Here is a 24,715-nt window from a genome sequence, read left to right on the forward strand (position 1 = left end):
CCCGTCGTGAGCCTTGCGAGCAAGACTCACCGCGGAATATCCGCTGGACGCAGCCTTGCGTAGCCGAACCGGTTAACTGGAACGCTACGCAAGCAGCAGTCACAGGTGGTGCGGCACCAGAACGGTGCAGCACCGAATGCGCAGTACCTAACGAAGACGGTAATAAGCATGAATCTTCACGAGTATCAGGGTAAGCAGCTGTTCGCTGAGTACGGCCTGCCAGTATCCACCGGTTACGCGGTAGACACCCCGGAAGCGGCAGCAGAAGCTTGCGACAAAATCGGCGGCAGCGAATGGGTTGTCAAAGCCCAGGTTCACGCCGGTGGTCGCGGTAAAGCGGGCGGCGTCAAGCTGGTTCGCAGCAAAGAAGACGCCAAAGCCTTCGCACAGCAGTGGCTGGGCAAGCGTCTGGTGACTTACCAGACTGACGCCAACGGTCAGCCAGTGACCAAGATCCTGGTTGAATCGTGCACTGATATCGCTAAAGAGCTGTACCTGGGCGCTGTCGTTGACCGTTCGAGCCGCCGCATCGTGTTCATGGCTTCCACCGAAGGTGGCGTGGACATCGAGAAAATCGCTCACGATACCCCTGAGAAAATCCTCAAGGCCACCATCGATCCACTGGTTGGCGCACAGCCATTCCAGGGTCGCGAGCTGGCATTCCAGCTGGGCCTGGAAGGCAAGCAAGTTGCTCAGTTCGCCAAGATCTTCGTAGGTCTGGCCAAGCTGTTCAAGGATCACGACCTGGCGCTGCTGGAAGTGAACCCGCTGGTGATCAAGGCCGACGGCGACCTGCACTGCCTCGATGCCAAGATCAACATCGACGCCAACGCCATGTACCGTCAGCCTAAGCTGAAGACTTTCCACGATCCGTCGCAAGACGATCCGCGCGAAGCGCACGCTGCCAAGTTCGAACTGAACTACGTAGCCCTGGAAGGTAACATCGGCTGCATGGTCAACGGTGCTGGCCTGGCCATGGGTACCATGGACATCGTCAACCTGCATGGCGGCAAGCCAGCCAACTTCCTCGACGTGGGCGGTGGTGCTACCAAGGAACGCGTAACCGAAGCGTTCAAGATCATCCTGTCCGACACCAACGTCGCTGCAGTACTGGTCAACATCTTCGGCGGCATCGTTCGCTGCGACATGATTGCCGAAGGCATCATCGGCGCCGTGAAAGAAGTTGGCGTGAAAATCCCGGTTGTTGTTCGCCTTGAAGGCAACAACGCTGAGCTGGGCGCTAAAGTACTGGCAGAAAGCGGTTTGAACATCATCGCTGCTACCAGCCTGACCGACGCTGCTCAACAAGTTGTCAAAGCTGCGGAGGGCAAATAATGAGCGTCCTGATCAATAAAGACACCAAGGTTATCTGCCAGGGTATTACCGGTTCGCAAGGTAGTTTCCACACCCAGCAAGCCATCGAATACGGCACCAAGATGGTTGGCGGCGTAACACCGGGCAAGGGCGGCACCGAGCACCTGGGCCTGCCAGTGTTCAACACCGTGAAAGACGCTGTAGCCGCCACTGGCGCCACCGCCAGCGTGATCTACGTTCCAGCTCCTTTCTGCAAGGACTCCATCCTTGAAGCAGCGTTCGGCGGCATCAAGCTGATCGTCTGCATCACCGAAGGCATCCCGACCATCGACATGCTGGAAGCCAAGGTCAAGTGCGACGAGCTGGGTATCACCCTGATCGGCCCTAACTGCCCAGGCGTGATCACTCCAGGCGAATGCAAGATCGGCATCATGCCAGGTCACATTCACTTGCCAGGCAAGGTCGGTATCGTTTCCCGTTCCGGCACCCTGACCTACGAAGCTGTGAAGCAGACCACTGACGCCGGTTTCGGTCAGTCGACTTGCGTCGGCATCGGCGGTGACCCGATCCCAGGCTCGAACTTCATCGACATCCTGAAGCTGTTCCAGGAAGACCCGAAGACCGAAGCGATCGTCATGATCGGTGAGATCGGCGGTTCGGCTGAAGAAGAAGCGGCTGCCTACATCAAGGCCAACGTGACCAAGCCGGTTGTTTCCTACATCGCTGGTGTGACTGCTCCTCCGGGCAAGCGCATGGGCCATGCTGGCGCAATCATCTCTGGCGGCAAAGGCACTGCAGACGAGAAATTCGCTGCTCTGCAAGACGCAGGCGTGAAAACCGTGCGTTCGCTGGCAGACATCGGCAAGGCCCTGGCCGAGCTGACTGGCTGGGAAATGAAGAAGTAAGCTTCGGCTGACTTTTTTGTTCCAGCAACAAAGGCCACCTTCGGGTGGCCTTTGTCGTTTCTGGGGCCGTAGGGGCAAGGTTTTTGGGGTGCAGTCCACTCTGTGGGAGCAAGGCTTTGTGGGAGCAAGGCTTGCCCGCGATGCAGGCGACCCAGTTCTATCTGTCAAGTTCACGCTGACGCCATCGCGGGCAAGCCTTGCTCCCACAAAGCCTTGCTCCACAGATAAAGGCCCTTGCCACAGGGGCTTCGCAGGAAAATAGATACGTAAACGCGACACACGAACGTCGTGCATCGGATAGTTCGCCCCTTAACAGTGCGTTCTCTCGCTAAATTCGTTAGGCTAGCAGCCATTTTTGCGACCGCTGCCCACAAGGAAGCGCCGCGCTAAACGGGTCGGTCCCATACGGATCGGCAGCATTTCCCTCACCCATAAGGGAAATCCCTCTCTAAATTCCGATTCAGTAGTGTGGTTTCCTTAATGAAAGTGTTGAAAGGCCAGGACATCCTGGCGCTCGGTTTCATGACATTTGCCCTGTTCGTCGGGGCCGGCAACATCATCTTCCCGCCTATCGTCGGTTTGCAGTCCGGGCCTCATGTCTGGATGGCGGCGCTGGGCTTTTTGATCACGGCGGTCGGGCTGCCGGTCATCACGGTCGTTGCACTGGCCAAGGTGGGCGGGGCGATGGACGCCTTGAGCAGCCCCATCGGCAAGGTCGCCGGCGGCTTGCTGGCGGCGGTGTGCTACCTGGCCGTCGGCCCGTTGTTCGCCACGCCGCGTACCGCCACCGTTTCGTTCGAAGTCGGCTTGGCGCCGTTGACCGGTGAAAGCCCGCTGGCGCTGTTCCTCTACAGCGCAGCGTATTTCCTGCTGGTGTTTTTCATCTCGCTCTACCCGGGCCGCCTGCTGGACACCGTCGGACGCTTCCTCGCGCCACTGAAGATCATCGCCCTGGCCGTGCTCGGCATCGCGGCGTTTGTCTTGCCCACGGGTGATATCGGCGTGGCCACCCCCGAGTACATCGCGGCACCGTTCTCCCAAGGGTTCATCAATGGCTACCTGACCATGGATACCCTGGGCGCCTTGGTGTTCGGCATTGTCATCGTCAACGCGATCCGTTCCCGGGGCGTCGAGTCGCCGGCCTTGATCACCCGCTATGCGATCATCGCCGGGCTGATTGCCGGGGTGGGCCTGGCGCTGGTCTACGTCAGCCTGTTCCGCCTGGGTTCGGGCAGCCATGAAGTGGCCATGGGCGCGACCAACGGCGCGGCTGTGCTGCATGCCTACGTGCAACACACCTTCGGCAGCCTGGGCAGCGGTTTCCTGGCGGTGCTGATCTCCCTGGCGTGCCTGGTGACTGCTGTCGGCCTGACCTGCGCCTGCGCCGAGTACTTCAGCCGCGTACTGCCGCTGTCCTACAAGACCCTGGTCGTGATCCTGGCGGCCTTTTCGCTGCTGGTGTCCAACCTGGGCCTGACCAAGCTGATCGCCTTCTCGATTCCGGTCCTCACCGCGATCTACCCACCGTGCATCGCCCTGGTGGCCCTGAGCTTCTGCAAGGACTTCTGGCACGAGCAGGGGCGCATCGTTGGCCCGGTGATGCTGGTGTCATTCCTGTTTGGCCTGATCGATGCGCTCAAGGGCGCCGGCCTGGCGGACTGGATGCCGACGCAATTGGCCCATCTGCCGCTGAGCGAGCAAGGCCTGGCCTGGCTGGTGCCTTCGGTGATGACCCTGGCGGTCGCGGTGGTGTGCGATCGCCTGCTGGGCAAACGCAGCGAAGCGTTGGCTTAAGCGGCGATCGACAGGTCCACTGGTAAAACCCGAAATGCCCCGTATCAATCGATACGGGGCATTTTTTTTGAGTGCAGTGTCTTTTTCCGTGGACTGTGGGAGCGAGCCTGCTCGCGATAGCGTTGGAGCTGCCGACATCGAAGTGAACGTTATACCGCTATCGCGAGCAGGCTCGCTCCCACAGGGTTCGCTGATACTATTGCCACAGATTTTGTTTCGTCACAGGAAATCGAATGTCATTCATCCAAGCCAACCTGATCCATCTGCTTGCCGCCGCCTGGTTCATCATCTGCTGGGCGGGCTACACCCGTTATGCCACCTGGAAGGCGCGCGATACGGCCTGCCTGGCCAGCGTGATGCACCTGTACCGCGAAGACTGGATGCGCCGCATGCTGCTGCGTGAGAACCGTATCGCCGATGCCAGCGTGATCGGCAACCTGGAGCGCAACGCATCCTTTTTCGCCTCCAGCACACTGATCATCCTGGCCGGTATCCTGACAGTACTCGGGGCGTCCGATCGGGCGGTGTCGTTGCTGGCGGACATCCCCATGGTGCAGCAGGCTTCCCAGGGCATGGCGGAGGTCAAGTTGCTGTGCCTGGCACTGGTGTTCGTGTATGCGTTCTTCACGTTCAGTTGGTGCATGCGCCAGTACAACTTCGCGGCGGTCCTGATTGGCTCGGCCCCGATGATCGGCGAGCGCCATGTGTCGGAGCAAGAGCGCAAGGCCTTTGCACTAAGAGCGGCGCGAGTGATCTCCATGGCCGCCAACCAGTTCAACTTCGGCCTGCGTGCCTATTACTTCGGCATGACCATGTTGGCGTGGTTCGTCAGCCCCTGGTTATTCATGTTGATGAGTGCCGGCGTGGTGTTTGTGTTGTACCAGCGCGAGTTTCACTCCGATGTGCTGGATGTGATGGTCTATACCCCCACCGAAGCGCCAGTGTCCGAGGTGGGCAAGGAAGCGGCCTGACAGGCGACGCCGCCAAATCGCAGGCAAAAGAAAACCCGCACCAGGCGGGTTTTCTTTTGCCGCTAAAACCGTATCAGTTGGTTTTAGGCGCGGCAGGAGCAGGGGCTTGTTCCTGCTGAGCGGCGCTGTTCGATTCAGACTGAGCTTTGGCGGCTTCGGCGTTTTCTTTCGCCGCGTCGTTCACTTTATCCTGTGCTTTGTTCATGTCTTGCTGAGCTTGCTCAGCGTGTTGTTGGGCATCTTGAGCTTTGTCCTCGGATTTTTTATCGCAGGCAGCGAGACCGAGGGAAGCGGCCAACATCAAGGCAATAGCAAAAGTCTTACGCATGGGGTGTTTCTCCTTATGGAAATAACTACTGGCCTTTTGAACGCCACCCCTCGGATTAAGTTCCTGTTGCATAACAGATATATAACTTTGCACTGCAACGGAACTTTGTGGATCGCGCCTGTCGTCAGGTCTCGTCACTCACTGGAGCGTTAATCAAATGGCCGAAGACCCCGTTTTTGAGCGTGCGACACGCTTTTTATCCGCACTCAGGCATTGCCAGGTGCTGGGCTTGAAGCTGCACAGCGCCAGCCGTGACGGGCTGACGGTCATCCTGCCGTTCAGCCCGCAAATCGTCGGCAATCCCCTGACAGGCATCATCCATGGCGGGGCGTTGACCTCATTGATGGACACCGCGTGCGGCATGTCGACCTTATGTGTGCTGCCGCAATTCGAAGTCTGTCCCACCCTCGACCTGCGTATCGACTACATGCACGCCGCCGAGCCCCACAAGGATGTCTACGGCTTCGCGCAATGCTATCGGGTCACCCCGGACGTGATCTTCAGCCGGGGTTTCGCCTATCAGGACGACCCCGAGAAACCCATTGCGCATGTGGTGGGCACCTTCATGCGCCTGGGCCAGCATGCCAGGGGCATGGGGAAGGCCAGCCCGATGACCGCCGTGGGCCAGCCATGACCGATACCACTCAGGAACAACTGCGCCGCGCCTGTGAGCAGGGCGACTACGCGCTGCTGCTCGCCTCGATTCCCTATGCGCAACTCATCGGCGTCGAATGCACGCGCCAGGGCGACGACTTGGTGTTTCGCCTGCCGGCCAACAAAGACAACATTGGTAACCCTTTACTGCCGGCCATCCATGGCGGCGTCATCGCCGGTTTCATGGAACTGGCCGCTGCCGTGCATCTGTTGATCGCCACCGGCACGCCGGGCATACCGAAAATCATCGATTTCTCCCTGGATTACCTGCGCACCGGACAGTTTCGCGACACCTACGCCAAATGCCAGGTCTGGCGCCAGGGCCGGCGGGTCGCCAACGTCGCGATCACCGCCTGGCAAGACGTCGAGGCCGAACCCATCGCCACTGCCCGGGCACATTTCAAGATCCAGGAGCCGTCAAAACCGGATCGCCCTTGAGCTGATCACTCGGAGCTCGGTGAAGTTGACGATGGCATGTTCCTTTGTTCGACCCGGAAGGGCAGATAGTTTGAGGCGAAGATAATCACTGCGCCGACCAATACCCAGATTTCGAGAGGCTCGCTGTAGAGAAAAAAACCAACGACGGCAATGAGTGGCACCCTGAAAAAATCAATCGGGATGGCAATGGAGGCTTCCATGACGCTCAGTGCCTTGGCCATGGCGAAGTGTGCACTTAAACCCGTTATGCCCAACAGCAGGATCCAGGGGATGCAGGCGAGCGTAGGGGTACGCCATTGTGCCAGGGACAGACCAAGGCCCAAGGGCAATTGTAGAAGCACCATCCAGATCACGATGATGGCGGGACTGCTGGTCAACGTCAGTTTTTTCACCATGATGATGGATGTTGCGTAGCCCATGGCGGCCAGAAGAACGATAAACGCGGCGGGTTCAATGCTATCAAGGCCGGGCCTTAGAATGACCAGGACGCCCAGGAAACCGCCGATGGCGGCGAGTACCCTGGCGGTGGAGAGTTTTTCCTTCAAGAATAAAAACGCCAGGAGGGAAACCCATATCGGGGTGGTGAACTCCAGGGCAAAGACCTTAACCAACGGAAGCGATGCCACGCCAATGGTCCAGGCATATTGTCCGGCGAAGTGAACTGCGTTCCTGCCAATCTGTAGACCCAGGTCACGGGCTTGTTTGAGCTTGGCGCGCTGTTGGTAAATAACCGGAAAAATAATGATCAGTCCGACCAAGGACCTGAAAAACAGGATCTCGAAGATCGACATGAACGTGGAAAGCTCTCGGGCCGCGACGGCCATGCCTATGAATGAAAGCAGGCTTGCTGCCATCCATAATGCTCCACCTAATGGCAGCTTTACCTGATGCATTGACGCTCCTTTTTACTCGGCCATTGTTCTTCGTGAACCGCCGTCGGGTATTAAAGCAGCGATTATCCGTGGCTCAGGCAATTTCTTCGCAACACATTTCCATCAGTACCCGGCCAGGTGCCAGAGGCGGGTGGCCAACGTTGCGATCACCACCTGACAAGACGTCGAGGCCCAATCCATCGCCATCGTCCGCGCCCATTTCAAGATCCAGGAGCCGTCAAAACCGGGTCGCCCTTGAAATCACCAGCGTTGCCCCCACCTTGAGGACATCCCGCCGCCAATCTCAGCGAGGCGGACACCACCATCCACTTGGAGTTTGATGACCATGAGCGTGGAAACTCAAAAGGAAACCCTGGGCTTCCAGACCGAGGTAAAGCAACTGCTGCACCTGATGATTCACTCGCTGTATTCCAATAAGGAAATTTTCCTTCGCGAGTTGATTTCGAACGCCTCTGATGCTGTCGACAAATTACGTTTCGAAGCCCTTTCCAAGCCTGAATTGCTGGAAGGCGGCGCTGAGCTGAAAATCCGTGTGAGCTTCGACAAGGACGCGAAAACCGTCACCCTCGAAGACAACGGCATTGGCATGAGCCGCGAAGAGGTGATCACGCACCTGGGCACCATCGCCAAGTCCGGCACCGCCGACTTCATGAAGAACCTGTCGGGCGACCAGAAGAAAGATTCCCACCTGATCGGTCAGTTCGGCGTCGGTTTCTATTCCGCGTTCATCGTTGCCGACCAGGTCGAAGTGTTCAGCCGCCGTGCCGGCCTCGCTGCGAGCGAAGGCGTGCACTGGTCGTCCAAGGGCGAGGGCGAGTTTGAAGTCGCCACCGTCGACAAGGCTGATCGCGGCACCCGCATTGTGCTGCACCTCAAGTCCGGCGAAGACGAGTTCGCCGATGGCTGGCGCTTGCGCAACATCATCAAGAAGTACTCCGACCATATCGCGCTGCCGATCGAGCTGCCGAAGGAAGTCACCGCTGCCGAAGGCGAAGAAAAGCCTGAAGTGGAATGGGAAACCGTCAACCGCGCCAGTGCCTTGTGGACCCGTCCGCGCACCGAGGTGAAAGACGAGGAATACCAGGAGTTCTACAAGCACATCGCCCACGACTTCGAGAACCCGCTGAGCTGGAGCCATAACAAGGTCGAAGGCAAGCTGGAGTACAGCTCGTTGCTGTACGTGCCGGCCCGTGCACCTTTCGATTTGTACCAGCGCGAAGCGCCACGCGGCCTGAAGCTGTACGTGCAGCGCGTGTTCGTGATGGACCAGGCCGAATCGTTCCTGCCGCTGTACCTGCGCTTCATCAAGGGCGTGGTGGATTCCAACGATTTGTCGCTGAACGTTTCGCGGGAAATCCTGCAGAAAGATCCGATCATCGATTCCATGAAGTCGGCACTGACCAAGCGCGTGCTGGACATGCTGGAAAAACTGGCGAAGAACGAGCCCGAGCAGTACAAGGGCTTCTGGAAAAACTTCGGCCAGGTCATGAAAGAAGGTCCGGCCGAGGACTTCGCCAACAAAGAGAAGATCGCCGGCCTGCTGCGCTTTGCGTCGACCCAGGGTGACGATGGCGAGCAGATCGTTGGCTTGGCCGATTACCTGGCCCGTACCAAGGAAGGCCAGGACAAGATCTACTACCTGACCGGTGAAACTTATGCACAGGTCAAGAACAGCCCGCACCTGGAAGTCTTCCGCAAGAAAGGCATCGAAGTGCTGCTGTTGACCGACCGCATCGACGAGTGGCTGATGAGCTACCTCAGCGAGTTCGACGGCAAGAGCTTTGTCGACGTGGCCCGTGGTGACCTGGACCTCGGCAACCTGGATTCGGAAGAAGACAAGAAAGCCGCCGAAGAAGTCGCCAAGAGCAAGGAAGGCCTGGTCGAGCGGATCAAGACGGCCCTGGGCGATGCTGTCAGCGAAGTGCGTGTCTCGCACCGCCTGACCGATTCCCCGGCGATCCTGGCCATCGGTGAGCAGGACCTGGGCCTGCAAATGCGCCAGATCCTCGAAGCCAGCGGCCAGAAAGTCCCGGACTCCAAGCCGATCTTCGAATTCAACCCGGCCCACCCGCTGGTGGAAAAACTCGACAACGAGCAGAGCGAAGAGCGTTTCGGCGATCTGTCGCACATCCTGTTCGACCAAGCGGCCCTGGCGGCGGGCGACAGCCTGAAGGACCCGGCGGCGTATGTGCGTCGCCTGAACAAGCTGCTGGTTGAACTGTCAGCTTAAGCAAGTGCAGGAAAAACCCGCTTCGGCGGGTTTTTTCTTTTCTGGTGTTCCGTTCAAGAGGAGTCCGTCATGAGTCAGGTTACGGTTCGTTCGCTGGTCTATCAGATCGATGGTCAAAGTTATGAAGGCCGCCTGGCCTTCGACGTCAGCCAACAGGGCTCGCGCCCGGGTTTGCTGATGGCGCCGAATTGGATGGGCGTAGGGGCGGGGGCCGAGGACATCGCCAGATCGGTGGCGGCCAACGGTTATGTGGTGTTGATCGCCGACCTGTACGGGCAGGCGGTCCGCCCGAGCAATGCCGATGAGGCGGGAGCGGCGATGATGCCCCTCAAGAACGACCGGGCGTTGTTGCGCAAGCGCATGCAGGCGGCGCTCGAGCAACTGCAGAGCCAGGGCGAAGCGCAGGTCGACGCTTCCAGGCTGGCCACGTTCGGCTTTTGCTTCGGTGGCTGCTGCGCCCTGGAGCTGGCCCGCAGCGGCGCACCGCTGAAGGCGGCGATTTCCTTCCACGGCACCCTGGATACACCGAACCCGGCCGATGCGCAGAACATCAAGGGCGCGGTGTTGGTCATGCATGGCGCCTCCGACCCGCTGGTGCCGAAAGAGCAGCTACCGGCCTTCGAAGCTGAAATGAACGCCGCCGGGGTGGATTGGCAACTGCTGAGCTACGGCGGTGCGGTGCATTCGTTCACCGACCCGCAGGCCAATGTGCCGGGCAAGATGATGTACGACGCCAAGGTGGCCGGGCGAGCGTTCAGGTCGATGCATAACCTGTTGGATGAAGTGTTCAAGGGCTGAGGTTGGTTCTTAGGCTGAGTGTTTTTGGTGTCTGGGCTGGCCTCTTCGCGAGCAAGCCCGCTCCCACATTTGATCTCTGGCGAACACAATAGCTGTGAACGACATAATTCCACTGTGGGAGCGGGCTTGCTCGCGAAGGGGCCCTGTCAGGCAACCCTGAAATCAGGGCAACTCGATCCGCTCGCTTTCCCCCGGCACCGTCGGCCAGTCCCCGGCCGCCCAGCGCCGGCGAGCTTCATCGATCCGGGCCGGGTCGCTGGAGACGAAGTTCCAGTTGATCCGTCGCGGCCCGTCCAGGGGCGCACCGCCGAACAGCACGGCATGGCAGTCACTGTCGGCAAACAGCGTCATTTCTTCCCCTGTCGGCAATATCACCAAGGAGTGAGCCTGCACCGGTTCGCCGTCCAGCAACGCCTCGCCGCTCAACACATACAGGGCCCGCTCCGCATGCTCGGTGGGAATCAGCAAGGTCGTTGCAGTTTGCAGGTTCAACTCGGCATAAAGCGTCGGCGACAGCACCGGCACCGGCGATTCCAGGCAAAAGCCTGACCCGGCGATCATGCGGATGCTGACCCCCAGGTTCTCGCTGACCGGCAGGCTGTGTGCCGGGTGATGACTGTAGTGCCCCGGGCCCTGTTCGTGGGACTGGGGTGAGGCCAGCCAGACTTGTAACCCGTGCATGACAAAAGCGCTGCCCAGCAATGACTCAGGGGTGCGCTCGACATGGGCGATGGCGCTGCCGGCAGTCATCCAGCTGACATCCCCGGCGTTCACTACCTGGTCGGAACCCAGGCTGTCCTTGTGCTGGAGTTTTCCTTCGAACAGGTAAGTGAGGGTGGACAGGCCGATATGCGGATGCTGGCGGATGTTCATGCCTCTGCCGGCCGGGTAGGTGGTTTGCAGCATGTGATCGAAGAACACGAAAGGCCCGACGCTGCGGCATTTGGCGGACGGCAGCGGGCGAAGAATCGGCTGGCCTTCGACATCTTCGGCGCGGGGGCGAATGGTCAGGGGAGTGGTCATGTTGTCTTCCAGGTTGAACAACGGTTGCACGAAGCATAACCCGCCGCCGGCAGGCGCGGCAGATGCGCCTTGAACCCGAGCGGGACGGTTGGGGTCTACGGTGTTCATGGCTTTTGGAGACTGCCCGTGCCCTTGACCCGTTTGATCTTCGCCTGGTTGCTGGTCGTTTCGAGTAGCGGCGCCGTGGCCCGCGAATATGCCTACAGCGATGCGCACCTGCATTACGTCGATTTCTTTCAGGAAACCGCCGGCATGCCCAAGCTGCTCCAGGCAATGGCGGACAATCGCATTGAACATGTGATGATTTCCGGTGTGCCGGTGGCCAAGAAATGGCATGAGGACGAACCCAAGCGTCCGCGCTATTACGCCGGTGACGACGCGGATGCCTATTGGTACAGCGCCACCGACGTGATTGTCGCTGCAGCGGTGAGCAAGCTGACCGACGAACAACGCCGGCACTTCCATCCATTCCTGTCGGGCTTCAACCCCAACGACAAGAACTCCGCCGCCCACATCCAGCGCATGCTCGATCTCTACCCGGGGTTGTGGCAAGGCATCGGCGAAGTCTTCACCCGCCATGACGACCTGACGGCGCTGACCTCGGGCGACACCCCTCGGGCCAACAACGAAGCCATGACGCGGATCTATCACCTGGCGGCCGAGAACGACCTGCCGGTGATGCTGCATTCCAACATCACTTCCAAGCGTGAGAAAAATCCGCTGTACCTGGCAGAAATCGAGGAGCCGTTGCGCAATCACCCGCACACGCGCTTCATCTGGGCCCACGCCGGTACCAGCATGGAAATCCATCGCCACCAGACCCGCTTGGATTTTCTGTTGCCGACCCTGACCCGCATGCTCGAGGCTTACCCCAATCTGTACATAGACCTGTCCTGGAGCGTGCTCACGCCGTACTTGCTGGACGAGGCGGGTAAGCCCCGGGATGAGTGGGTAAAGCTGGTGGAGCGCTTTCCTGAGCGCTTCATGGTGGGGTCGGATGTCGTCGGGCGGTTCAACAAGTTGGGCAAGGAGCTGCGCAGCTTCGATCCGTTTCTCGATGCCTTGCCGCAAGACGTGGCGCGGAAGGTGGCGCGGGATAACTTTCTGGCGGTGTTGTGTGGGAGCAAGGCTTGCCCGCGATGAAGACGACGCCGGCTTCCGGGGAAACGAGGTGCCTGCATCGCGAGCAAGCTTTGCTCCCACAGACCAACATTGCTTTGTCATCAGCCTGTCACTCCCGCGTCATACCCTCGCGCTCATCTCAATCAAGGAGCGCACTATGCACCTCACCCGTTCAAGCGCACTGGTCGCGCTGTTGTTGACCTGCGGCCTGGCACAGGCCGAAGTCCGTGTCGAAGGCCCGGTGGAATACGGCGTCTTCGAAGGGCCGCAAGCCGAGCTGCAATCGGGAGAGCGGGTCCTGCGGCGCAGCAACGAGCAGATCCGCCAGACCGAGAGCGTGCCGGCGAAGCTGGGCACCAAGTTCGGCATGCGCTATCAGTTGGCTGGCAAGGTCGCGGACGACCAGCCGTTGACCCTGTTGTATTTCACCCCCGGCATCCGCACCCCCGATGGCGTGCGCCACGATAAGTTCGAGGTCATCCAGAAGCTGGTGCCCGGCGCGCCTCAGGATGTCATGGCCTACGAATTCACCGAAAGCCACGAAGTGGTGCCGGGGGAATGGCGGTTCATGGTGTTCCAGGGTGATCGGCTGCTGACGCAGCAGCGGTTTGTCGTGCGCTGAATTCCACCCACTTTAGATATCATGTGGGAGCGGGCTTGCTCGCGAATGCGGTGGGTCAGACGGCACATTTGCTAGCTGACCCACCGCATTCGCGAGCAAGCCCGCTCCCACAATGAACTCAGGCATATTTGCCAGGCAAAAAAACGCCCCGAACCAGTCGGGGCGTTTTTGTGTGTGGCGTAGCGGCGGGGCTTACTTGCCCTGCCAGCGCTGCATGACCAGGGTGGCGTTGGTGCCGCCGAAGCCGAAGCTGTTGCTCATCACGGTATTGATGGTGGCGTTTTCGCGAGTCTTGGTCAGGATTGGCAGGTCGGCCACTTCCGGATCCAGTTCGTCGATGTTGGCGGAACCGGCCATGAAATTGCCTTCCATCATCAGCATGCAGTAGATCGCTTCGTGAACGCCGGCGGCGCCCAGGGAGTGACCCGACAGGCTCTTGGTGGAGCTGATGGCCGGGGCCTTGTCGCCGAACACTTCGCGCACACCTTTCATTTCCGCGACGTCGCCGACCGGAGTCGAGGTGCCGTGGGTGTTCAGGTAGTCGATCGGTGCGTCAACGGTGGACATGGCCATCTGCATGCAACGCACGGCGCCTTCACCGCTGGGTGCGACCATGTCGTAGCCGTCGGAAGTGGCGCCGTAGCCGACGATTTCCGCGTAGATCTTGGCGCCACGGGCCAGGGCGTGTTCCAGCTCCTCGACCACCACCATGCCGCCGCCGCCAGCGATGACGAAGCCGTCACGGTCTGCATCGTAGGCGCGGGAAGCCTTGTCCGGGGTGTCGTTGCGCTTGCTGGACAGGGCGCCCATCGCGTCGAACAGGAACGACTGGCTCCAATGTTCTTCTTCGCCGCCACCGGCGAACACGATGTCTTGTTTGCCCATCTGGATCTGCTCGACCGCATTACCAATGCAGTGGGCACTGGTGGCGCAAGCGGAGGAGATCGAGTAGTTCAAACCCTTGATCTTGAACGGCGTGGCCAGGCAGGCGGAAACGGTGCTGCCCATGGTCCGCGTGACGCGGTACGGGCCAACGCGCTTGACGCCTTTTTCGCGCAGGATGTCCAGCGCTTCCATCTGGTTCAAGGTGGAGGCGCCACCGGAGCCGGCGATCAGGCCGGTGCGCGGGTTGGAAACCTGCTCTTCGGTCAGCCCGGAGTCAGCGATGGCGTCCTTCATGGCCAGGTAGGCGTAAGCCGCCGCATGGCCGACGAAACGGTAGATCTTGCGATCGATCAGCTCTTCGAGGGGAAGGTCAATGGAGCCGGAAACCTGGCTACGCAGACCCATTTCGGCATATTCCGGATTGAACCGGATGCCAGGGCGACTTGCACGCAGGTTAGCGGAGACGGTCTCTTTGTCATTGCCCAGGCACGAAACGATGCCCAGACCAGTGATAACGACGCGGCGCATGCGGATAACCCTTAGAAGTTGTCAGTGGAGGTGAAAACGCCAACCCGGAGGCCTTCGGCGGTGTAGATCTCGCGACCATCCACGGCGACCGAACCATCGGCAATGGCCATGTTCAGCTTGCCCTTGAGGACACGCTTGATATGAATGTTATAGGTGATTTTCTTGGCGGTCGGCAGGACCTGACCAAAGAACTTCACTTCGCCCGAGCCCAGGGCGCGACCGCGACCCGGCAGGCCTTGCCAGCCGAGGAAGAAACCGACCAGTTGCCACATGGCGTCCAGGCCCAGGCAGCCCGGCATGACCGGATCACCTTCGAAGTGGCAGGCGAAGAACCACAGGTCCGGAGTGATATCCAGCTCGGCGACCAATTCACCTTTGCCGTACTTGCCACCCTCTTCGCTGATATGGGTGATGCGATCCACCATCAGCATGTTCGGGGCGGGCAGTTGCGCGTTACCTGGGCCGAACAGCTCACCGCGACTGCAGCGCAGCAGATCTTCCCGGGTAAAGGCGTTTTGTTTGGTCATGCGAGCTCCTCAATAGTCCCATGCGGCAGGGTGGGGCAAATCTTCCCGGCCGACCGAAGCGTTCATGCCTCGAGTCGACAGCCTACTCATAGACTATTGCGTTGTAGTGAAAGTCACAGCACACGGGAAATGAATGTACACCTGTGCACTGAAATTTTTATTCAAGCCCCAATCGAGACTTGTTCGGGTGCCTAAGACTGCCGCACTTTCGCCTTTCACGCCAGTCACAGATGGTCCAGTGACCTGTTCTAATTCACCCAGCGCTGCAGAATCTGCTGCAGGTCGTTCCTTTTGAACGGCTTGGCCAGGTAATCGTTCATGCCCGCCGCGAGGCAGGCTTCGCGGTCACCCTGCAAGGCGTTGGCCGTCAGGGCGATGATCGGCACCTCGCCGCAGCCCGGCAACTGGCGAATCTGCCGCGTGGCTTCGTAGCCATCGATGATGGGCAAACGGCAATCCATGAGGATCGCTTCGAAAATCAGGCTTTCGGCGCTGCGTACCGCTTGGGCGCCATCGGTGGCGATGCTGACGGTGAAGCCCAGGCTGCGCAGCATGGCTTCGACCACCGTCTGGTTGACCGGATTGTCTTCCACCAGCAATACGTTGCGGCCTCCGCCATCGCCGCTGCCGCTGCCGCTGCCGATAGACAGGCGCGGCGCCAGGGTCGCTGGCGTCTGGCGCGACAGGGCCAGCGGGATCTCAAGGGTGAACACTGAGCCCTGGCCTTCCTCGCTCTGGGCCCGCAGTGTTCCGCCCATGCGCTCGGCCAGGGTACGGGCGATCGGCAGGCCCAGGCCAGTGCCGCCGTAGCGCCGGGAGATCGAATTGTCGGCTTGCTGGAAGGCGTCGAACATGCGCTCCAGGCTCTCGGCCGGGATTCCGATGCCACTGTCGCGCACCGTGCAGGTGAACCACAGCAGTTCGTGGTCCAGGGCTTGCCACTGGCATTGCACGGTGACACGGCCTTGCTCGGTGAACTTCAGTGCGTTGCCGATCAGGTTCACCAGGATCTGCCGTATCCGCGTCGGATCGCCCTGGACCTGCAAGGCCTGCATGTCGTCCGGGACCAGCAGGTCCAGGCCCAGCTTGCGCTGCGCGGCGCTGTGCTGGAACGACTGCGCGCAACTGCCCACCAGCTCGGCCAGGTTGAACGGGATGTGCTCCAGTTCCAGGGCCGAGCGTTCGATGCGCGAGAAGTCGAGGATGTCGTTGATGACCTTCAGCAGGTGTTCGGTGGATTCCGACGCCAGCGCCGTGTACTCGTGCTGCTCGTCGGTCATGCGGGTGGTTTCCAGCAACTGCAGCATGCCCAGCACGCCGTTCATGGGCGTGCGCAGTTCATGACTCATCATTGCCAGGAATTCGGACTTGGCGCTGTTGGCTTTTTCCGCTTCTTCGCGGGTCTTGATCAACTGCGCCATGGCCTGGTGCTGTTCGCGGCTGGCTTGTTCCAAACCGCCGGCCAGGTTGTTGATGTGCCGCGACAAGGCCCCCAGTTCGGCATCATCGACGATGGGCAGCGGGGTGCTGTAGTCGCCTTGCTGGATGGCCTTGACCGCGTTGCCGATGTCGCGGATCGGCCGGGACAGGTTGGTCGCCAGCCGGCGCGCCACCAGGAAGGTGAACAGCAGGGCGAACAGCGCCAGGATCGCGGCCTTGAACAGGATTTCCTGCTGCCGCTGACTGAAGGCGTCGCTGGACATGCCGACGATCACGCGGCCCAGGTAATCTTCGCCGGCCGCTTCGCCGGAGGTGGTGTTGCCTTGCAGGAAGTCATTGTTCAGGGCAATGCGCTGCAGGCGCACCGGGGCCTGGAAGACTTCGATCTGCTGGGCACGGCTGCGGGTTTGCTCGGGTTGTTCGACGTACACCAGGACCTTGTCGGTGCTGTCCTGGACCTCCAGGAAGCGCACGTGCGGGGTCGCCAGGGTGGCGGTGAGCAGGCTTTCCAGCACTTCATTGTTGCCGGAAATCACCCCGTATTCCGTGGCGGGGGCCAGTTGGTTGGCGATCAGCTGCCCGGTGTGATTGAGTTCCTGGCGCAGGTCCTGGATCCGTACGAAGGTAAAGAAGCTGATCAGCAGCACGGTCAGCAGCAACGCCGGGCCGAGGGCGATGAGCTGGGTACGGGTGTTGATGTCCCAACGGCGACGCAAGGTCATGGGCGGTGTTCTCCTTCGGCCAACATTGCCGCGACGGATTCGGCGTCAATCGGTTCGATCCCCAGTGAGCGGGAGACCTGCCGGTTGCCCAGGACCTTGAAACGGTCCGGATACAGCGTGCGCGGCCAGGTCGTGGCGGGGCGGTCCAGCAGCTCGTCGAGAATCGCCAGCCAGTCTTGTTGGTCGCTATAGGTGCTGGCCAAGCTACCGGCCTTGACGAACGCGGCGCTGGGCCCGATCAGGGCGCGTTGCCGGGCGTAGCTGCTGAGCAACAGGTTCTTCACGGTCTTGGGGTTGTACAAGTCGGGGTCATCGAGACCCAGCAGTACGTCGCTCTGGCCCAGCAGGTTTTGCAGGGGACGGCTGTCGTTGGTGTCGTCCCAGCGTTCGCTGACGATGGCCAGGCCCAGCGGTGCCGCGGCCTGTTGAATGTCCTTGAGCAGGAATTCACTGTGGGTGTCGTAAAGCACGCCGACCCGTCGCACTTGCGGCAGGATGGTGCGGATCAGCCGCAATTGCCGCGCCATCGGCGGATCGCTCCACAGCAGGCTCAGGTGCGCAGGCGTTGCTTCGCCCAGGCGATCGTGGGCTTGCTGGCGGCTGATGCGCAGCACCAGGGTGGCCGGCCCCCGGGCGTCTTGCAGGCGCCAGTCGAGGCTGGGCAGGTCAAGCAGGACCAGGCGGACATTGCCTGGCAACTTGTCCGGCGCCGGCAGGTTGGCCAGCGGGGTAAACCGCACGCTGTCTTCGGGGCGCAGGGTTTTCAGGGCCTGGGTGAAAGATTGCACGCCGGGGCTGTCCTCGGCACCGGTCAACAGGACCTCGGCGGCCCGAGCCTCGATGGTCGCCAGCCAACCGGCAAACACCAGGCATAAGGCTAGCGTCAGGCGGCCATGAAATGGCGTCTTGCGGGGTGGGCGTCGGGACATCTAGAAAGACAACTCCGCGCTGAAATACACGACATGGCGGGAGTCGTAGCGGTTGTCGATAAAGGTGGTGGGCTGGTTGTCCAGGCGCTGCTGCAGGACGCCCGCCAGTTCCAGGCTGGCCTTGCCCAGCGCAATGCGCCGGGCGAGACGGGTGTCGACCCGTTCGTAGCGATAGCCATTGAGGGCGTCGGCGGCGTAATAGAACAACGCACTGTTCCAGCCTTGGCCCCAGTCCCGTAGCCAGCCGGCCGAACCGCTGTTGCGGGCGGTCAGTTGTTCGTCGAGGGGGTTGCTGGCCAGGGCGTCGACATAGGCATAGGTCAGGCGCAAGCGGTCGGCGCTGGTCACACGCCAGTCGAATTGGGTTTCGGCCCCGGAGAATTGCGATTCGTTGCTGTTGCTGGCGATGTACTGATTGTTGCGCAACGGTTCGCTGATCATGCCGGTGATTTCGTCATGGAACAGTTTCACGTCGACCGCCAGCCCCAGGTCCACGAAATAACCGTTGTAGCCCAGTTCCCGGGAGCGCATGTGCTCTTGTTCCAGGTTGCCCGGGCCGCGTGTCCGGACGAAATAACGGGCACTGCTCTGGCCGAAGGCGGCGGGTTGCACGTTGGTGACCTGATAGCTCCAGTTGACGTTGTTCTCGAACATGTCCGGGGAACGCACGGCTTCGGAGTACACCGCCCGCAGGCCGTGGCGCGGGGTGATCAGGTAGTTGACCGCGACCCGCGGGGTCAGCGAACTGCCGGTCAGGTGGGTGTCTTCGAACATCGCGCCGCCCTGCAGCAACCAATGTTCGGTGGCCCGCCATTCGAGCTGGCCGAACAGGCGCCAGGTGGTGTCGTCCAGGGTGCCGTTGAAGTATGTCTGCGAGTCAGCCCGGTCATAACGATAGTTGGCGCCGGTGACCAGTCGCAGGCTGTCGGACAGGCTCAGGGTGTCCTGGATCTCCAGGTCGTAGCGCGATTCCCGGGCGCTCTGGTCGATGTCGCCGCACAGGGTTTGCGAGGCGCCGTTGCGCCACTGGTCGAGCACCTGATTGGCCAGCGCCTGTTCCTGTGGCGTGCCGGCTGGCGCGCCGCTGCTGACGTAGCTGGGGATATTGCGTGCCAGCCTCTCGGCATAGTAGGGGTTGAGCTGCCACAGATCGGTCAATTGCGGGCTGAAGGACACCTCGGCGTCGCAGGCGCGCCAGGTCTGCTGGCGATCCCAGTGCTGGATCGAGCCCTGTACATAAAGACTGTGGTTGGGGTCCAGGTCCAGGTTCCAGCGCAGCGAACCGGCATAGTCCTTGGCGATGACGTCAGAGTTGTCGCCGGCGGCGGTAATCCCGGCGAACACCGGGTGGTAGGTGTAGGGCCGCTGATTGGTCCCGTCCTTGGCATTCAATTGCCAGTCGATGCTCTGCTGCTCGTTCAACGTCTGGCTGACGGACAGGTTGACGCGGTTCAGGCGGCGGCTGTCGCGGTAATCGGCGCCGTTGCGGTCGCTGTCAAAGCCATCGTCTTCCTGGCCGGACAACGACAGCCGCAGGTCGCCGCCTTCCCAGCCGCTGCCCTGGCTGGCGTACCAGTCGCTGATGCCGCGCTGGCCACGGGTGATTTTCAGCCGGGTGCCGTGGCTGTCGGCCGGGGCGCGGGTGATGATGTTGACCACCGCCATCAGCGCATTGGCGCCGTAGCTGACGGTGTTGGGGCCGCGAAAGACCTCGATCCGCTCGATGTCTTCCATGGCCACCGGAATATCGCTCCAGTCCACCGTGGCCAGGCCGGCGCGGTACACCGAGCGGCCGTCGATCAGCACTTGCATGCGGCGGGCTTCGCTGGCGTTGGTGCCGTGGTAGTTCACAGCGGCCTGGTTGCCGCTGATGTTGCCAACCATCATGCCCGGCACCAGGCGCAGCAGTTCGCTGATATCGCGGGCGCCGCTGGCCTTGATCAACTCGCTGTCGAGCACGGTCATGCTGCCTGGCACTGCCGCTGGTGATTGCTTGAGGCGCGTGGCCGTCAGCACCTGGGGCATGGACTGGCTGTCCACGAACAGATCGTCGCCCAGCAATGGCGGACTGATGATCAGTGCCAATAGCAGGGACGAGCCTGGACGGGAAGGGCCAATGGACACGGCACAGCCTTTGAGAAGGGGTGGATGGCGGGCATGTTAACCGAGCTGAGCGACTTTTCCATTTGCGTTGACAGCATTTTCCTAGGAATTGATGGTCAGCTTGCTACAGCTGGTGGTAATTGTTGCCGGGGCTGGTCGCGCTCTGGCCGCTCCGTATAATGCCCCGCATTGCCACTTGGTATGGAAGAACGGATTGCATATGACTGAACAGCGCCCGATTGCGGTCCTGGGAGGCGGGAGTTTCGGTACCGCCGTGGCTAACCTGCTGGCCGAGAATGGTCACCCGGTGCGCCAGTGGATGCGTGACCCGGAGCAGGCCGAGGCCATCCGGGTCAACCGCGAGAACCCGCGTTACCTCAAGGGCATCAAGATCCGCCCGGAAGTGGAACCGGTGACTGACTTGCAGGCAACCCTGGAGGGCAGCGACCTGTTCTTCGTTGCCTTGCCGTCCAGCGCCTTGCGTTCGGTGCTGGCACCCTACGCCGAGCGCTTGAGCGGCAAGCTGTTGGTGAGCCTGACCAAGGGCATCGAAGCCCAGACCTTCAAGCTGATGAGCGAGATTCTCGAAGAAATCGCGCCCAAGGCTCGGATCGGTGTGATCTCCGGGCCGAACCTGGCGCGGGAAATCGCCGAGCACGCGCTGACCGCCACCGTGGTCGCCAGTGAAGATGAGGAACTGTGCCAACGGGTCCAGGCGGCGCTGCATGGCCGCACCTTTCGGGTCTACGCCAGTGCCGACCGTTTTGGTGTGGAGCTGGGCGGGGCGCTGAAGAACGTCTATGCCATCATCGCCGGCATGGCGGTGGCGCTGGGCATGGGCGAGAACACCAAGAGTATGTTGATCACTCGCGCGCTGGCGGAAATGACCCGCTTTGCCGTCAGCCAGGGCGCCAATCCGATGACCTTCCTGGGGTTGGCCGGCGTGGGTGACCTGATCGTCACCTGTTCCTCACCCAAGAGCCGCAACTATCAGGTCGGTTTTGCCCTCGGCCAAGGCTTGAGCCTTGAGGAGGCCGTGTCGCGCCTGGGTGAAGTGGCCGAAGGGGTCAATACCCTCAAGGTGCTCAAGGCCAAGTCCCAGGAGGCCGGGGTGTACATGCCGCTGGTCGCCGGGCTGCATGCGATCCTGTTCGAAGGGCGCACGCTTGAGCAGGTGATCGAGCTGTTGATGCGTGGCGAACCGAAGACCGACGTCGATTTCATTTCCACCAGCGGTTTCAACTGAACCGCTATTGACCGCAAGCAGGAGCGACCCATGAACGATCCGCAAGGGCAACCCCAATACGAATCCATTCTGCTGCGTGTGCTGTGGATGGTGATTTATCTGCTGGTCTGGCAGGTGGCGCAATTCATCCTCGGCGCCGTGGTGCTGGTGCAGTTGATCTATCGGCTGATCTACGGCGCTCCCAGTGCCAGCCTGATGAATTTCGGCGACAGCCTGAGCCAGTTCCTGGCCCAGATCGGCCGTTTCGGCACCTTCCACAGCGACCAGAAACCCTGGCCGTTCGCCGATTGGCCGACCCCGCGCACGCCGGAAGGTGAGGCGCCTCACGCCGTGGCGCCGGCCGCGCATCCTGTCCGGGACGAGGAGCCGAAGCTATGAAATTGTGGGTGTTGCGTCATGGTGAGGCCGAGCCGTACGGTGCCCGTCCCGATCCGGAGCGGGCCCTGACGGCTCACGGTCGCGAAGAAGTGTTGCGCAGTGCCGCGCAGTTGATCGGCCAGCCCCTGACCGCCATTTACGTCAGCCCCTACCTGCGGGCCCAGCAGACCGCGCAACTGGTGCGCGAAGCGCTGGGTTTCGAGCCGGAGTTGAGAACAGTTGACTGGCTCACGCCAGAAACCCGGCCGCAAAAAGTCCTGGAACGCCTCGAGGATCAGGACAACGTGCTGCTGGTCAGCCATAACCCGTTGGTGGGCAGCCTGCTGGGCTTTCTGCAGCACGGCCACCTGCAACACCCCGAGCAAGTGCAAACCGCCGGCCTGGCCGAGCTGGAAGGCGACATGCCGCTGGCCGGGGCGCTGAAGCTCAAAGGGATCAGGCATCCCTGAACCGGTCGGTTGCAGGACTGGGCAAAACAATAATCACACAGGAAGGGCAACGATGAGTCTGTGGCGTACCACCCCCAACATCGAGCAACTGAACGCCGCCGGTAGAAACACCATCAGCGAAGTGCTGGACATTCGTTTCGAGTCTTTCGACGACCAATCCCTGACCGCCAGCATGGTGGTCGATCATCGCACCCACCAGCCGTTCGGCCTGCTGCATGGCGGTGCTTCGGTGGTGCTGGCCGAAACGGTCGGGTCCATGGCCGCCTATCTCTGCGTCGATGCCAGCAAGTTCTATTGCGTGGGTCTGGAGATCAACGCCAACCACCTGCGCGGCGTGCGCAGCGGACGGGTAACCGCCACGGCCCGGATGGTTCACCTGGGCCGTACCACCCAGGTCTGGGACATCCGCCTGGTCAATGATGAGGGCAAGGTCAACTGCGTGTCGCGCCTGACCATGGCCGTGGTACCGCTGGGCGAGCAGCCGCCGGCGCGTTGAGATGGGGTTGACCCCGGCCCCTGTGGCGAGGGGATTCTCTGTGGGAGCAAGGCTTGCCCGCGATACAGGCGACTCGATTTCTGAAAGACCGCATCGCCACCATCGCGGGCAAGCCTTGCTCCCACAAATCTCCTAACCACATGGAGGGTATGTGCTCACAGTTTCATAAACCCATAGCCCAAGCCCGACTGTCATCATTCCTGTCAGTTACGGTCATTGCCGTGCCGTCGGGTTCTGCGGACAATCTGCCCCAGTTCCCCCAATGGATCGGCTGTCATGTCGCAACAGATTTTCTTCGCCCACGCCAACGGTTTTCCCTCGGCCACCTACGGCAAGCTGTTCGCCGCGCTGGCGCCGCAGTACCAGGTCGCGCACTTGGAGTTGCACGGCCATGACCCGCGTTTCCCGGTGGACGATAACTGGCACAACCTGGTGGACGAACTGATCCATCACCTGGAGCAGCAACCGGCGCCAGTGTGGGGCGTCGGTCACTCACTGGGCGGCGTGCTGCACCTGCACGCGGCGTTGCGCTGCCCCGAGCTGTATCGTGGCGTGGTCATGCTCGATTCGCCGCTGCTGACCCGTACCGACCAGTGGGTGATCCTGGCCGCCAAGCGCCTGGGCTTCATCGACCGCCTGACGCCGGCGGGCCGCACCCTGGGGCGGCGTGAAGAGTTCGCTGACCTGGAATCGGCCCGGCAGTATTTTGCTGGCAAGACCCTGTTCCGCGCTTTTGATCCGGATTGCTTCGACGCCTACCTGCAACACGGCCTGCAACAAGTCGGCGACCGGCTGCGGCTGCGCTTCGACCCGGCCACTGAAATCAGCATCTACCGTGGGGTGCCGCACACCAGCCCCGGCCGGCCCCGTAAGCTCAAGGTGCCGCTGGCCGTGGTGCGCGGCCGGCAGAGTCGCGTGGTGATGCGTCATCACACCCGATCAGTGGGGCGTATGCTCCATGGCGAATCCCTGAGTATGCCCGGTGGCCACATGTTCCCCCTCGAACGTCCACAAGACACCGCCAACCTGCTCAAGAACCTGTTCCAGCGTTGGGAAGGGCGCAGCGCATGAGTGGGGTCGAGGAGGTCCGCCTGAGCCTGCCGCACATCGAACTGGCGGCCCACCTGTTCGGGCCGGAAGACGGACTGCCGGTGATTGCCCTGCACGGTTGGCTGGACAACGCCAACAGCTTCGCCCGCCTGGCGCCCAGGCTCGAGGGCCTGCGGGTGATTGCCCTGGACATGGCTGGCCACGGTCACTCCGGGCATCGGCCGCCCGGTGCCGGTTATGCCCTCTGGGACTACGCCCACGATGTGCTGCAAGTCGCCGAACAACTGGGCTTGAAGCGTTTTGCCTTGTTGGGGCATTCCATGGGCGCCATTGTGTCGCTGGTGCTGGCCGGCTCTCTGCCGGAGCGGGTGACGCACCTGGGTTTGATCGACGGGGTGATTCCTCCTACAGCCAAAGGCGATAACGCGGCCGAACGCATGGGCATGGCCCTGCAAGCCCAGTTGGATCTGCAGCAAAAACGCAAGCCGGTCTACAAAACCCTCGAGCGGGCCATCGAAGCGCGGATGAAAGGGCTGGTGGCGGTCAGCCGCGAGGCCGCCGAATTGTTGGCCCAGCGCGGCCTGATGCCGGTGCCCGGGGGCTATACCTGGCGCACCGATAACCGCCTGACCCTGCCATCGCCTTTGCGCCTGACCGATGAACAGGCCATGGCGTTCGTGGCGCGGGTCGCTTGTCCGGCGCATCTGGTGGTGGCAGCCGACGGCATGCTGGCTCAGCACCCGGAGTTGCTGGAGCGTCTACCCTTCAGTCATGAGCAGTTGCCCGGCGGCCATCATCTACACCTGAACGATGAGGTCGGCGCCGCGCTTGTAGCAGACTGTTTCAATCGGTTCTTCACCGCTCCTTGAC

Annotated in this window: 24 protein-coding genes; 16 read left to right on the plus strand and 8 right to left on the minus strand. The window is 61.3% G+C overall.

The genetic code is table 11. The features are described 5' to 3' along the window. The first annotated feature begins 168 nt into the window (after positions 1-168). The 4 genes from sucC (at position 169) to CFII68_RS09150 (ending at position 4,984) form a co-directional block, all read left to right on the plus strand. Entirely contained in the window at positions 169-1,335 is a 1,167-nt protein-coding gene (gene sucC, locus CFII68_RS09165) for an ADP-forming succinate--CoA ligase subunit beta (RefSeq protein ID WP_007919879.1), read from the plus strand. Further along, the gene (gene sucD, locus CFII68_RS09160; RefSeq protein WP_003179236.1) at positions 1,335-2,219 is read left to right on the plus strand and encodes a succinate--CoA ligase subunit alpha; all 885 of its coding nucleotides are present in this window, start codon (positions 1,335-1,337) and stop codon (positions 2,217-2,219) included. The genes sucC and sucD overlap by 1 nt, the downstream gene beginning before the upstream one ends. Positions 2,220-2,699: 480 nt before the next feature. Next, positions 2,700-4,013, plus strand: coding sequence for a branched-chain amino acid transport system II carrier protein (gene brnQ, locus CFII68_RS09155; RefSeq protein ID WP_018610108.1), 1,314 nt, complete (start codon positions 2,700-2,702; stop codon positions 4,011-4,013). Between the two features lie 233 nt (positions 4,014-4,246). Further along, positions 4,247-4,984, plus strand: a complete 738-nt coding sequence (locus tag CFII68_RS09150) for a DUF599 domain-containing protein (protein WP_018610109.1) — start codon at positions 4,247-4,249, stop codon at positions 4,982-4,984. 73 nt (positions 4,985-5,057) lie between these two features. On the opposite strand, the gene CFII68_RS09145 is transcribed toward CFII68_RS09150, so the two are convergent. Then, positions 5,058-5,312 (minus strand): hypothetical protein, encoded by a 255-nt coding sequence (locus CFII68_RS09145; RefSeq protein ID WP_018610110.1) that lies wholly within the window; start codon positions 5,310-5,312, stop codon positions 5,058-5,060. A gap of 157 nt (positions 5,313-5,469) precedes the next feature. On the opposite strand from CFII68_RS09145, the gene CFII68_RS09140 reads away from it, so the two are divergent. Both CFII68_RS09140 and CFII68_RS09135 read left to right on the plus strand, forming a co-directional pair. Continuing rightward, on the plus strand, positions 5,470-5,946 hold the full coding sequence (locus tag CFII68_RS09140) for a PaaI family thioesterase (RefSeq protein ID WP_018610111.1): 477 nt from the start codon (positions 5,470-5,472) through the stop codon (positions 5,944-5,946). Further along, positions 5,943-6,404, plus strand: coding sequence for a PaaI family thioesterase (locus tag CFII68_RS09135; RefSeq protein ID WP_014339576.1), 462 nt, complete (start codon positions 5,943-5,945; stop codon positions 6,402-6,404). Before CFII68_RS09140 ends, CFII68_RS09135 begins: the two co-directional genes overlap by 4 nt. A gap of 5 nt (positions 6,405-6,409) precedes the next feature. On the opposite strand, the gene CFII68_RS09130 is transcribed toward CFII68_RS09135, so the two are convergent. Beyond that, positions 6,410-7,297: a DMT family transporter gene (locus CFII68_RS09130; RefSeq protein WP_033062745.1), complete on the minus strand. Its 888-nt coding sequence runs from the start codon at positions 7,295-7,297 to the stop codon at positions 6,410-6,412. Positions 7,298-7,622: 325 nt separating this feature from the next. On the opposite strand from CFII68_RS09130, the gene htpG reads away from it, so the two are divergent. Beyond that, on the plus strand, positions 7,623-9,527 hold the full coding sequence (htpG, locus tag CFII68_RS09125; protein ID WP_018610114.1) for a molecular chaperone HtpG: 1,905 nt from the start codon (positions 7,623-7,625) through the stop codon (positions 9,525-9,527). Between the two features lie 69 nt (positions 9,528-9,596). Continuing rightward, on the plus strand, positions 9,597-10,325 hold the full coding sequence (locus tag CFII68_RS09120; protein ID WP_018610116.1) for a dienelactone hydrolase family protein: 729 nt from the start codon (positions 9,597-9,599) through the stop codon (positions 10,323-10,325). A gap of 162 nt (positions 10,326-10,487) precedes the next feature. Here the strand turns inward: CFII68_RS09120 and CFII68_RS09115 are convergent, their stop codons facing one another. Further along, positions 10,488-11,348, minus strand: a complete 861-nt coding sequence (locus CFII68_RS09115; protein WP_018610118.1) for a pirin family protein — start codon at positions 11,346-11,348, stop codon at positions 10,488-10,490. Positions 11,349-11,474: 126 nt separating this feature from the next. Between CFII68_RS09115 and CFII68_RS09110 the strand changes: the two genes are divergently transcribed. Both CFII68_RS09110 and CFII68_RS09105 read left to right on the plus strand, forming a co-directional pair. Then, positions 11,475-12,491, plus strand: a complete 1,017-nt coding sequence (locus tag CFII68_RS09110) for an amidohydrolase family protein (RefSeq protein WP_018610120.1) — start codon at positions 11,475-11,477, stop codon at positions 12,489-12,491. Positions 12,492-12,627: 136 nt separating this feature from the next. Beyond that, on the plus strand, positions 12,628-13,092 hold the full coding sequence (locus CFII68_RS09105) for a DUF3859 domain-containing protein (protein WP_018610122.1): 465 nt from the start codon (positions 12,628-12,630) through the stop codon (positions 13,090-13,092). Positions 13,093-13,284: 192 nt separating this feature from the next. Here CFII68_RS09105 and fabB read toward each other — a convergent pair whose 3' ends face one another. The 5 genes from fabB to CFII68_RS09080 all read right to left on the minus strand — a co-directional run bounded on the left by fabB (position 13,285) and on the right by CFII68_RS09080 (position 20,247). After that, positions 13,285-14,505, minus strand: coding sequence for a beta-ketoacyl-ACP synthase I (gene fabB / locus CFII68_RS09100; protein ID WP_014339570.1), 1,221 nt, complete (start codon positions 14,503-14,505; stop codon positions 13,285-13,287). An 11-nt stretch (positions 14,506-14,516) separates the two neighbouring features. Next, positions 14,517-15,032, minus strand: coding sequence for a 3-hydroxyacyl-[acyl-carrier-protein] dehydratase FabA (fabA, locus tag CFII68_RS09095; protein WP_003204400.1), 516 nt, complete (start codon positions 15,030-15,032; stop codon positions 14,517-14,519). 248 nt (positions 15,033-15,280) lie between these two features. Continuing rightward, the gene (locus CFII68_RS09090; protein WP_018610124.1) at positions 15,281-17,194 is read right to left on the minus strand and encodes an ATP-binding protein; all 1,914 of its coding nucleotides are present in this window, start codon (positions 17,192-17,194) and stop codon (positions 15,281-15,283) included. Next, the gene (locus CFII68_RS09085) at positions 17,191-18,123 is read right to left on the minus strand and encodes an ABC transporter substrate-binding protein (protein WP_018610125.1); all 933 of its coding nucleotides are present in this window, start codon (positions 18,121-18,123) and stop codon (positions 17,191-17,193) included. Before CFII68_RS09085 ends, CFII68_RS09090 begins: the two co-directional genes overlap by 4 nt. Continuing rightward, positions 18,124-20,247: a TonB-dependent siderophore receptor gene (locus tag CFII68_RS09080; protein ID WP_033062746.1), complete on the minus strand. Its 2,124-nt coding sequence runs from the start codon at positions 20,245-20,247 to the stop codon at positions 18,124-18,126. A gap of 199 nt (positions 20,248-20,446) precedes the next feature. Here CFII68_RS09080 and CFII68_RS09075 point away from each other — a divergent pair, with 199 nt between their 5' ends. From CFII68_RS09075 to CFII68_RS09050, 6 genes are all read left to right on the plus strand, one after another. Further along, complete coding sequence (locus tag CFII68_RS09075) at positions 20,447-21,472, plus strand: NAD(P)H-dependent glycerol-3-phosphate dehydrogenase (protein ID WP_018610127.1); 1,026 nt, start codon at positions 20,447-20,449, stop codon at positions 21,470-21,472. Positions 21,473-21,502: 30 nt separating this feature from the next. Continuing rightward, complete coding sequence (locus CFII68_RS09070) at positions 21,503-21,850, plus strand: DUF4389 domain-containing protein (RefSeq protein ID WP_018610128.1); 348 nt, start codon at positions 21,503-21,505, stop codon at positions 21,848-21,850. Then, positions 21,847-22,299, plus strand: coding sequence for a phosphohistidine phosphatase SixA (gene sixA / locus CFII68_RS09065; protein WP_018610129.1), 453 nt, complete (start codon positions 21,847-21,849; stop codon positions 22,297-22,299). The genes CFII68_RS09070 and sixA overlap by 4 nt, the downstream gene beginning before the upstream one ends. A 52-nt stretch (positions 22,300-22,351) precedes the next feature. Continuing rightward, positions 22,352-22,795, plus strand: a complete 444-nt coding sequence (locus CFII68_RS09060) for a hotdog fold thioesterase (protein ID WP_018610131.1) — start codon at positions 22,352-22,354, stop codon at positions 22,793-22,795. A 276-nt stretch (positions 22,796-23,071) separates the two neighbouring features. Further along, positions 23,072-23,866 (plus strand): alpha/beta fold hydrolase, encoded by a 795-nt coding sequence (locus CFII68_RS09055; protein ID WP_018610133.1) that lies wholly within the window; start codon positions 23,072-23,074, stop codon positions 23,864-23,866. Further along, positions 23,863-24,714 (plus strand): alpha/beta hydrolase, encoded by an 852-nt coding sequence (locus CFII68_RS09050; protein WP_018610136.1) that lies wholly within the window; start codon positions 23,863-23,865, stop codon positions 24,712-24,714. The genes CFII68_RS09055 and CFII68_RS09050 overlap by 4 nt, the downstream gene beginning before the upstream one ends. Position 24,715 lies beyond the last annotated feature (1 nt).

This window comes from Pseudomonas sp. CFII68 (assembly GCF_000416195.1).
Lineage (GTDB): Bacteria > Pseudomonadota > Gammaproteobacteria > Pseudomonadales > Pseudomonadaceae > Aquipseudomonas > Aquipseudomonas kilonensis.

Coding starts and splice junctions, on each gene's coding strand:
- sucC (WP_007919879.1), top strand. CDS start 169: ATGAATCTTCACGAGTATCAGGGTAAGCAGCTGTTCGCTGAGTACGGC.
- sucD (WP_003179236.1), top strand. CDS start 1,335: ATGAGCGTCCTGATCAATAAAGACACCAAGGTTATCTGCCAGGGTATT.
- brnQ (WP_018610108.1), top strand. CDS start 2,700: ATGAAAGTGTTGAAAGGCCAGGACATCCTGGCGCTCGGTTTCATGACA.
- CFII68_RS09150 (WP_018610109.1), top strand. CDS start 4,247: ATGTCATTCATCCAAGCCAACCTGATCCATCTGCTTGCCGCCGCCTGG.
- CFII68_RS09145 (WP_018610110.1), bottom strand. CDS start 5,312: ATGCGTAAGACTTTTGCTATTGCCTTGATGTTGGCCGCTTCCCTCGGT.
- CFII68_RS09140 (WP_018610111.1), top strand. CDS start 5,470: ATGGCCGAAGACCCCGTTTTTGAGCGTGCGACACGCTTTTTATCCGCA.
- CFII68_RS09135 (WP_014339576.1), top strand. CDS start 5,943: ATGACCGATACCACTCAGGAACAACTGCGCCGCGCCTGTGAGCAGGGC.
- CFII68_RS09130 (WP_033062745.1), bottom strand. CDS start 7,297: ATGCATCAGGTAAAGCTGCCATTAGGTGGAGCATTATGGATGGCAGCA.
- htpG (WP_018610114.1), top strand. CDS start 7,623: ATGAGCGTGGAAACTCAAAAGGAAACCCTGGGCTTCCAGACCGAGGTA.
- CFII68_RS09120 (WP_018610116.1), top strand. CDS start 9,597: ATGAGTCAGGTTACGGTTCGTTCGCTGGTCTATCAGATCGATGGTCAA.
- CFII68_RS09115 (WP_018610118.1), bottom strand. CDS start 11,348: ATGACCACTCCCCTGACCATTCGCCCCCGCGCCGAAGATGTCGAAGGC.
- CFII68_RS09105 (WP_018610122.1), top strand. CDS start 12,628: ATGCACCTCACCCGTTCAAGCGCACTGGTCGCGCTGTTGTTGACCTGC.
- fabB (WP_014339570.1), bottom strand. CDS start 14,505: ATGCGCCGCGTCGTTATCACTGGTCTGGGCATCGTTTCGTGCCTGGGC.
- fabA (WP_003204400.1), bottom strand. CDS start 15,032: ATGACCAAACAAAACGCCTTTACCCGGGAAGATCTGCTGCGCTGCAGT.
- CFII68_RS09090 (WP_018610124.1), bottom strand. CDS start 17,194: ATGACCTTGCGTCGCCGTTGGGACATCAACACCCGTACCCAGCTCATC.
- CFII68_RS09085 (WP_018610125.1), bottom strand. CDS start 18,123: ATGTCCCGACGCCCACCCCGCAAGACGCCATTTCATGGCCGCCTGACG.
- CFII68_RS09075 (WP_018610127.1), top strand. CDS start 20,447: ATGACTGAACAGCGCCCGATTGCGGTCCTGGGAGGCGGGAGTTTCGGT.
- CFII68_RS09070 (WP_018610128.1), top strand. CDS start 21,503: ATGAACGATCCGCAAGGGCAACCCCAATACGAATCCATTCTGCTGCGT.
- sixA (WP_018610129.1), top strand. CDS start 21,847: ATGAAATTGTGGGTGTTGCGTCATGGTGAGGCCGAGCCGTACGGTGCC.
- CFII68_RS09060 (WP_018610131.1), top strand. CDS start 22,352: ATGAGTCTGTGGCGTACCACCCCCAACATCGAGCAACTGAACGCCGCC.
- CFII68_RS09055 (WP_018610133.1), top strand. CDS start 23,072: ATGTCGCAACAGATTTTCTTCGCCCACGCCAACGGTTTTCCCTCGGCC.
- CFII68_RS09050 (WP_018610136.1), top strand. CDS start 23,863: ATGAGTGGGGTCGAGGAGGTCCGCCTGAGCCTGCCGCACATCGAACTG.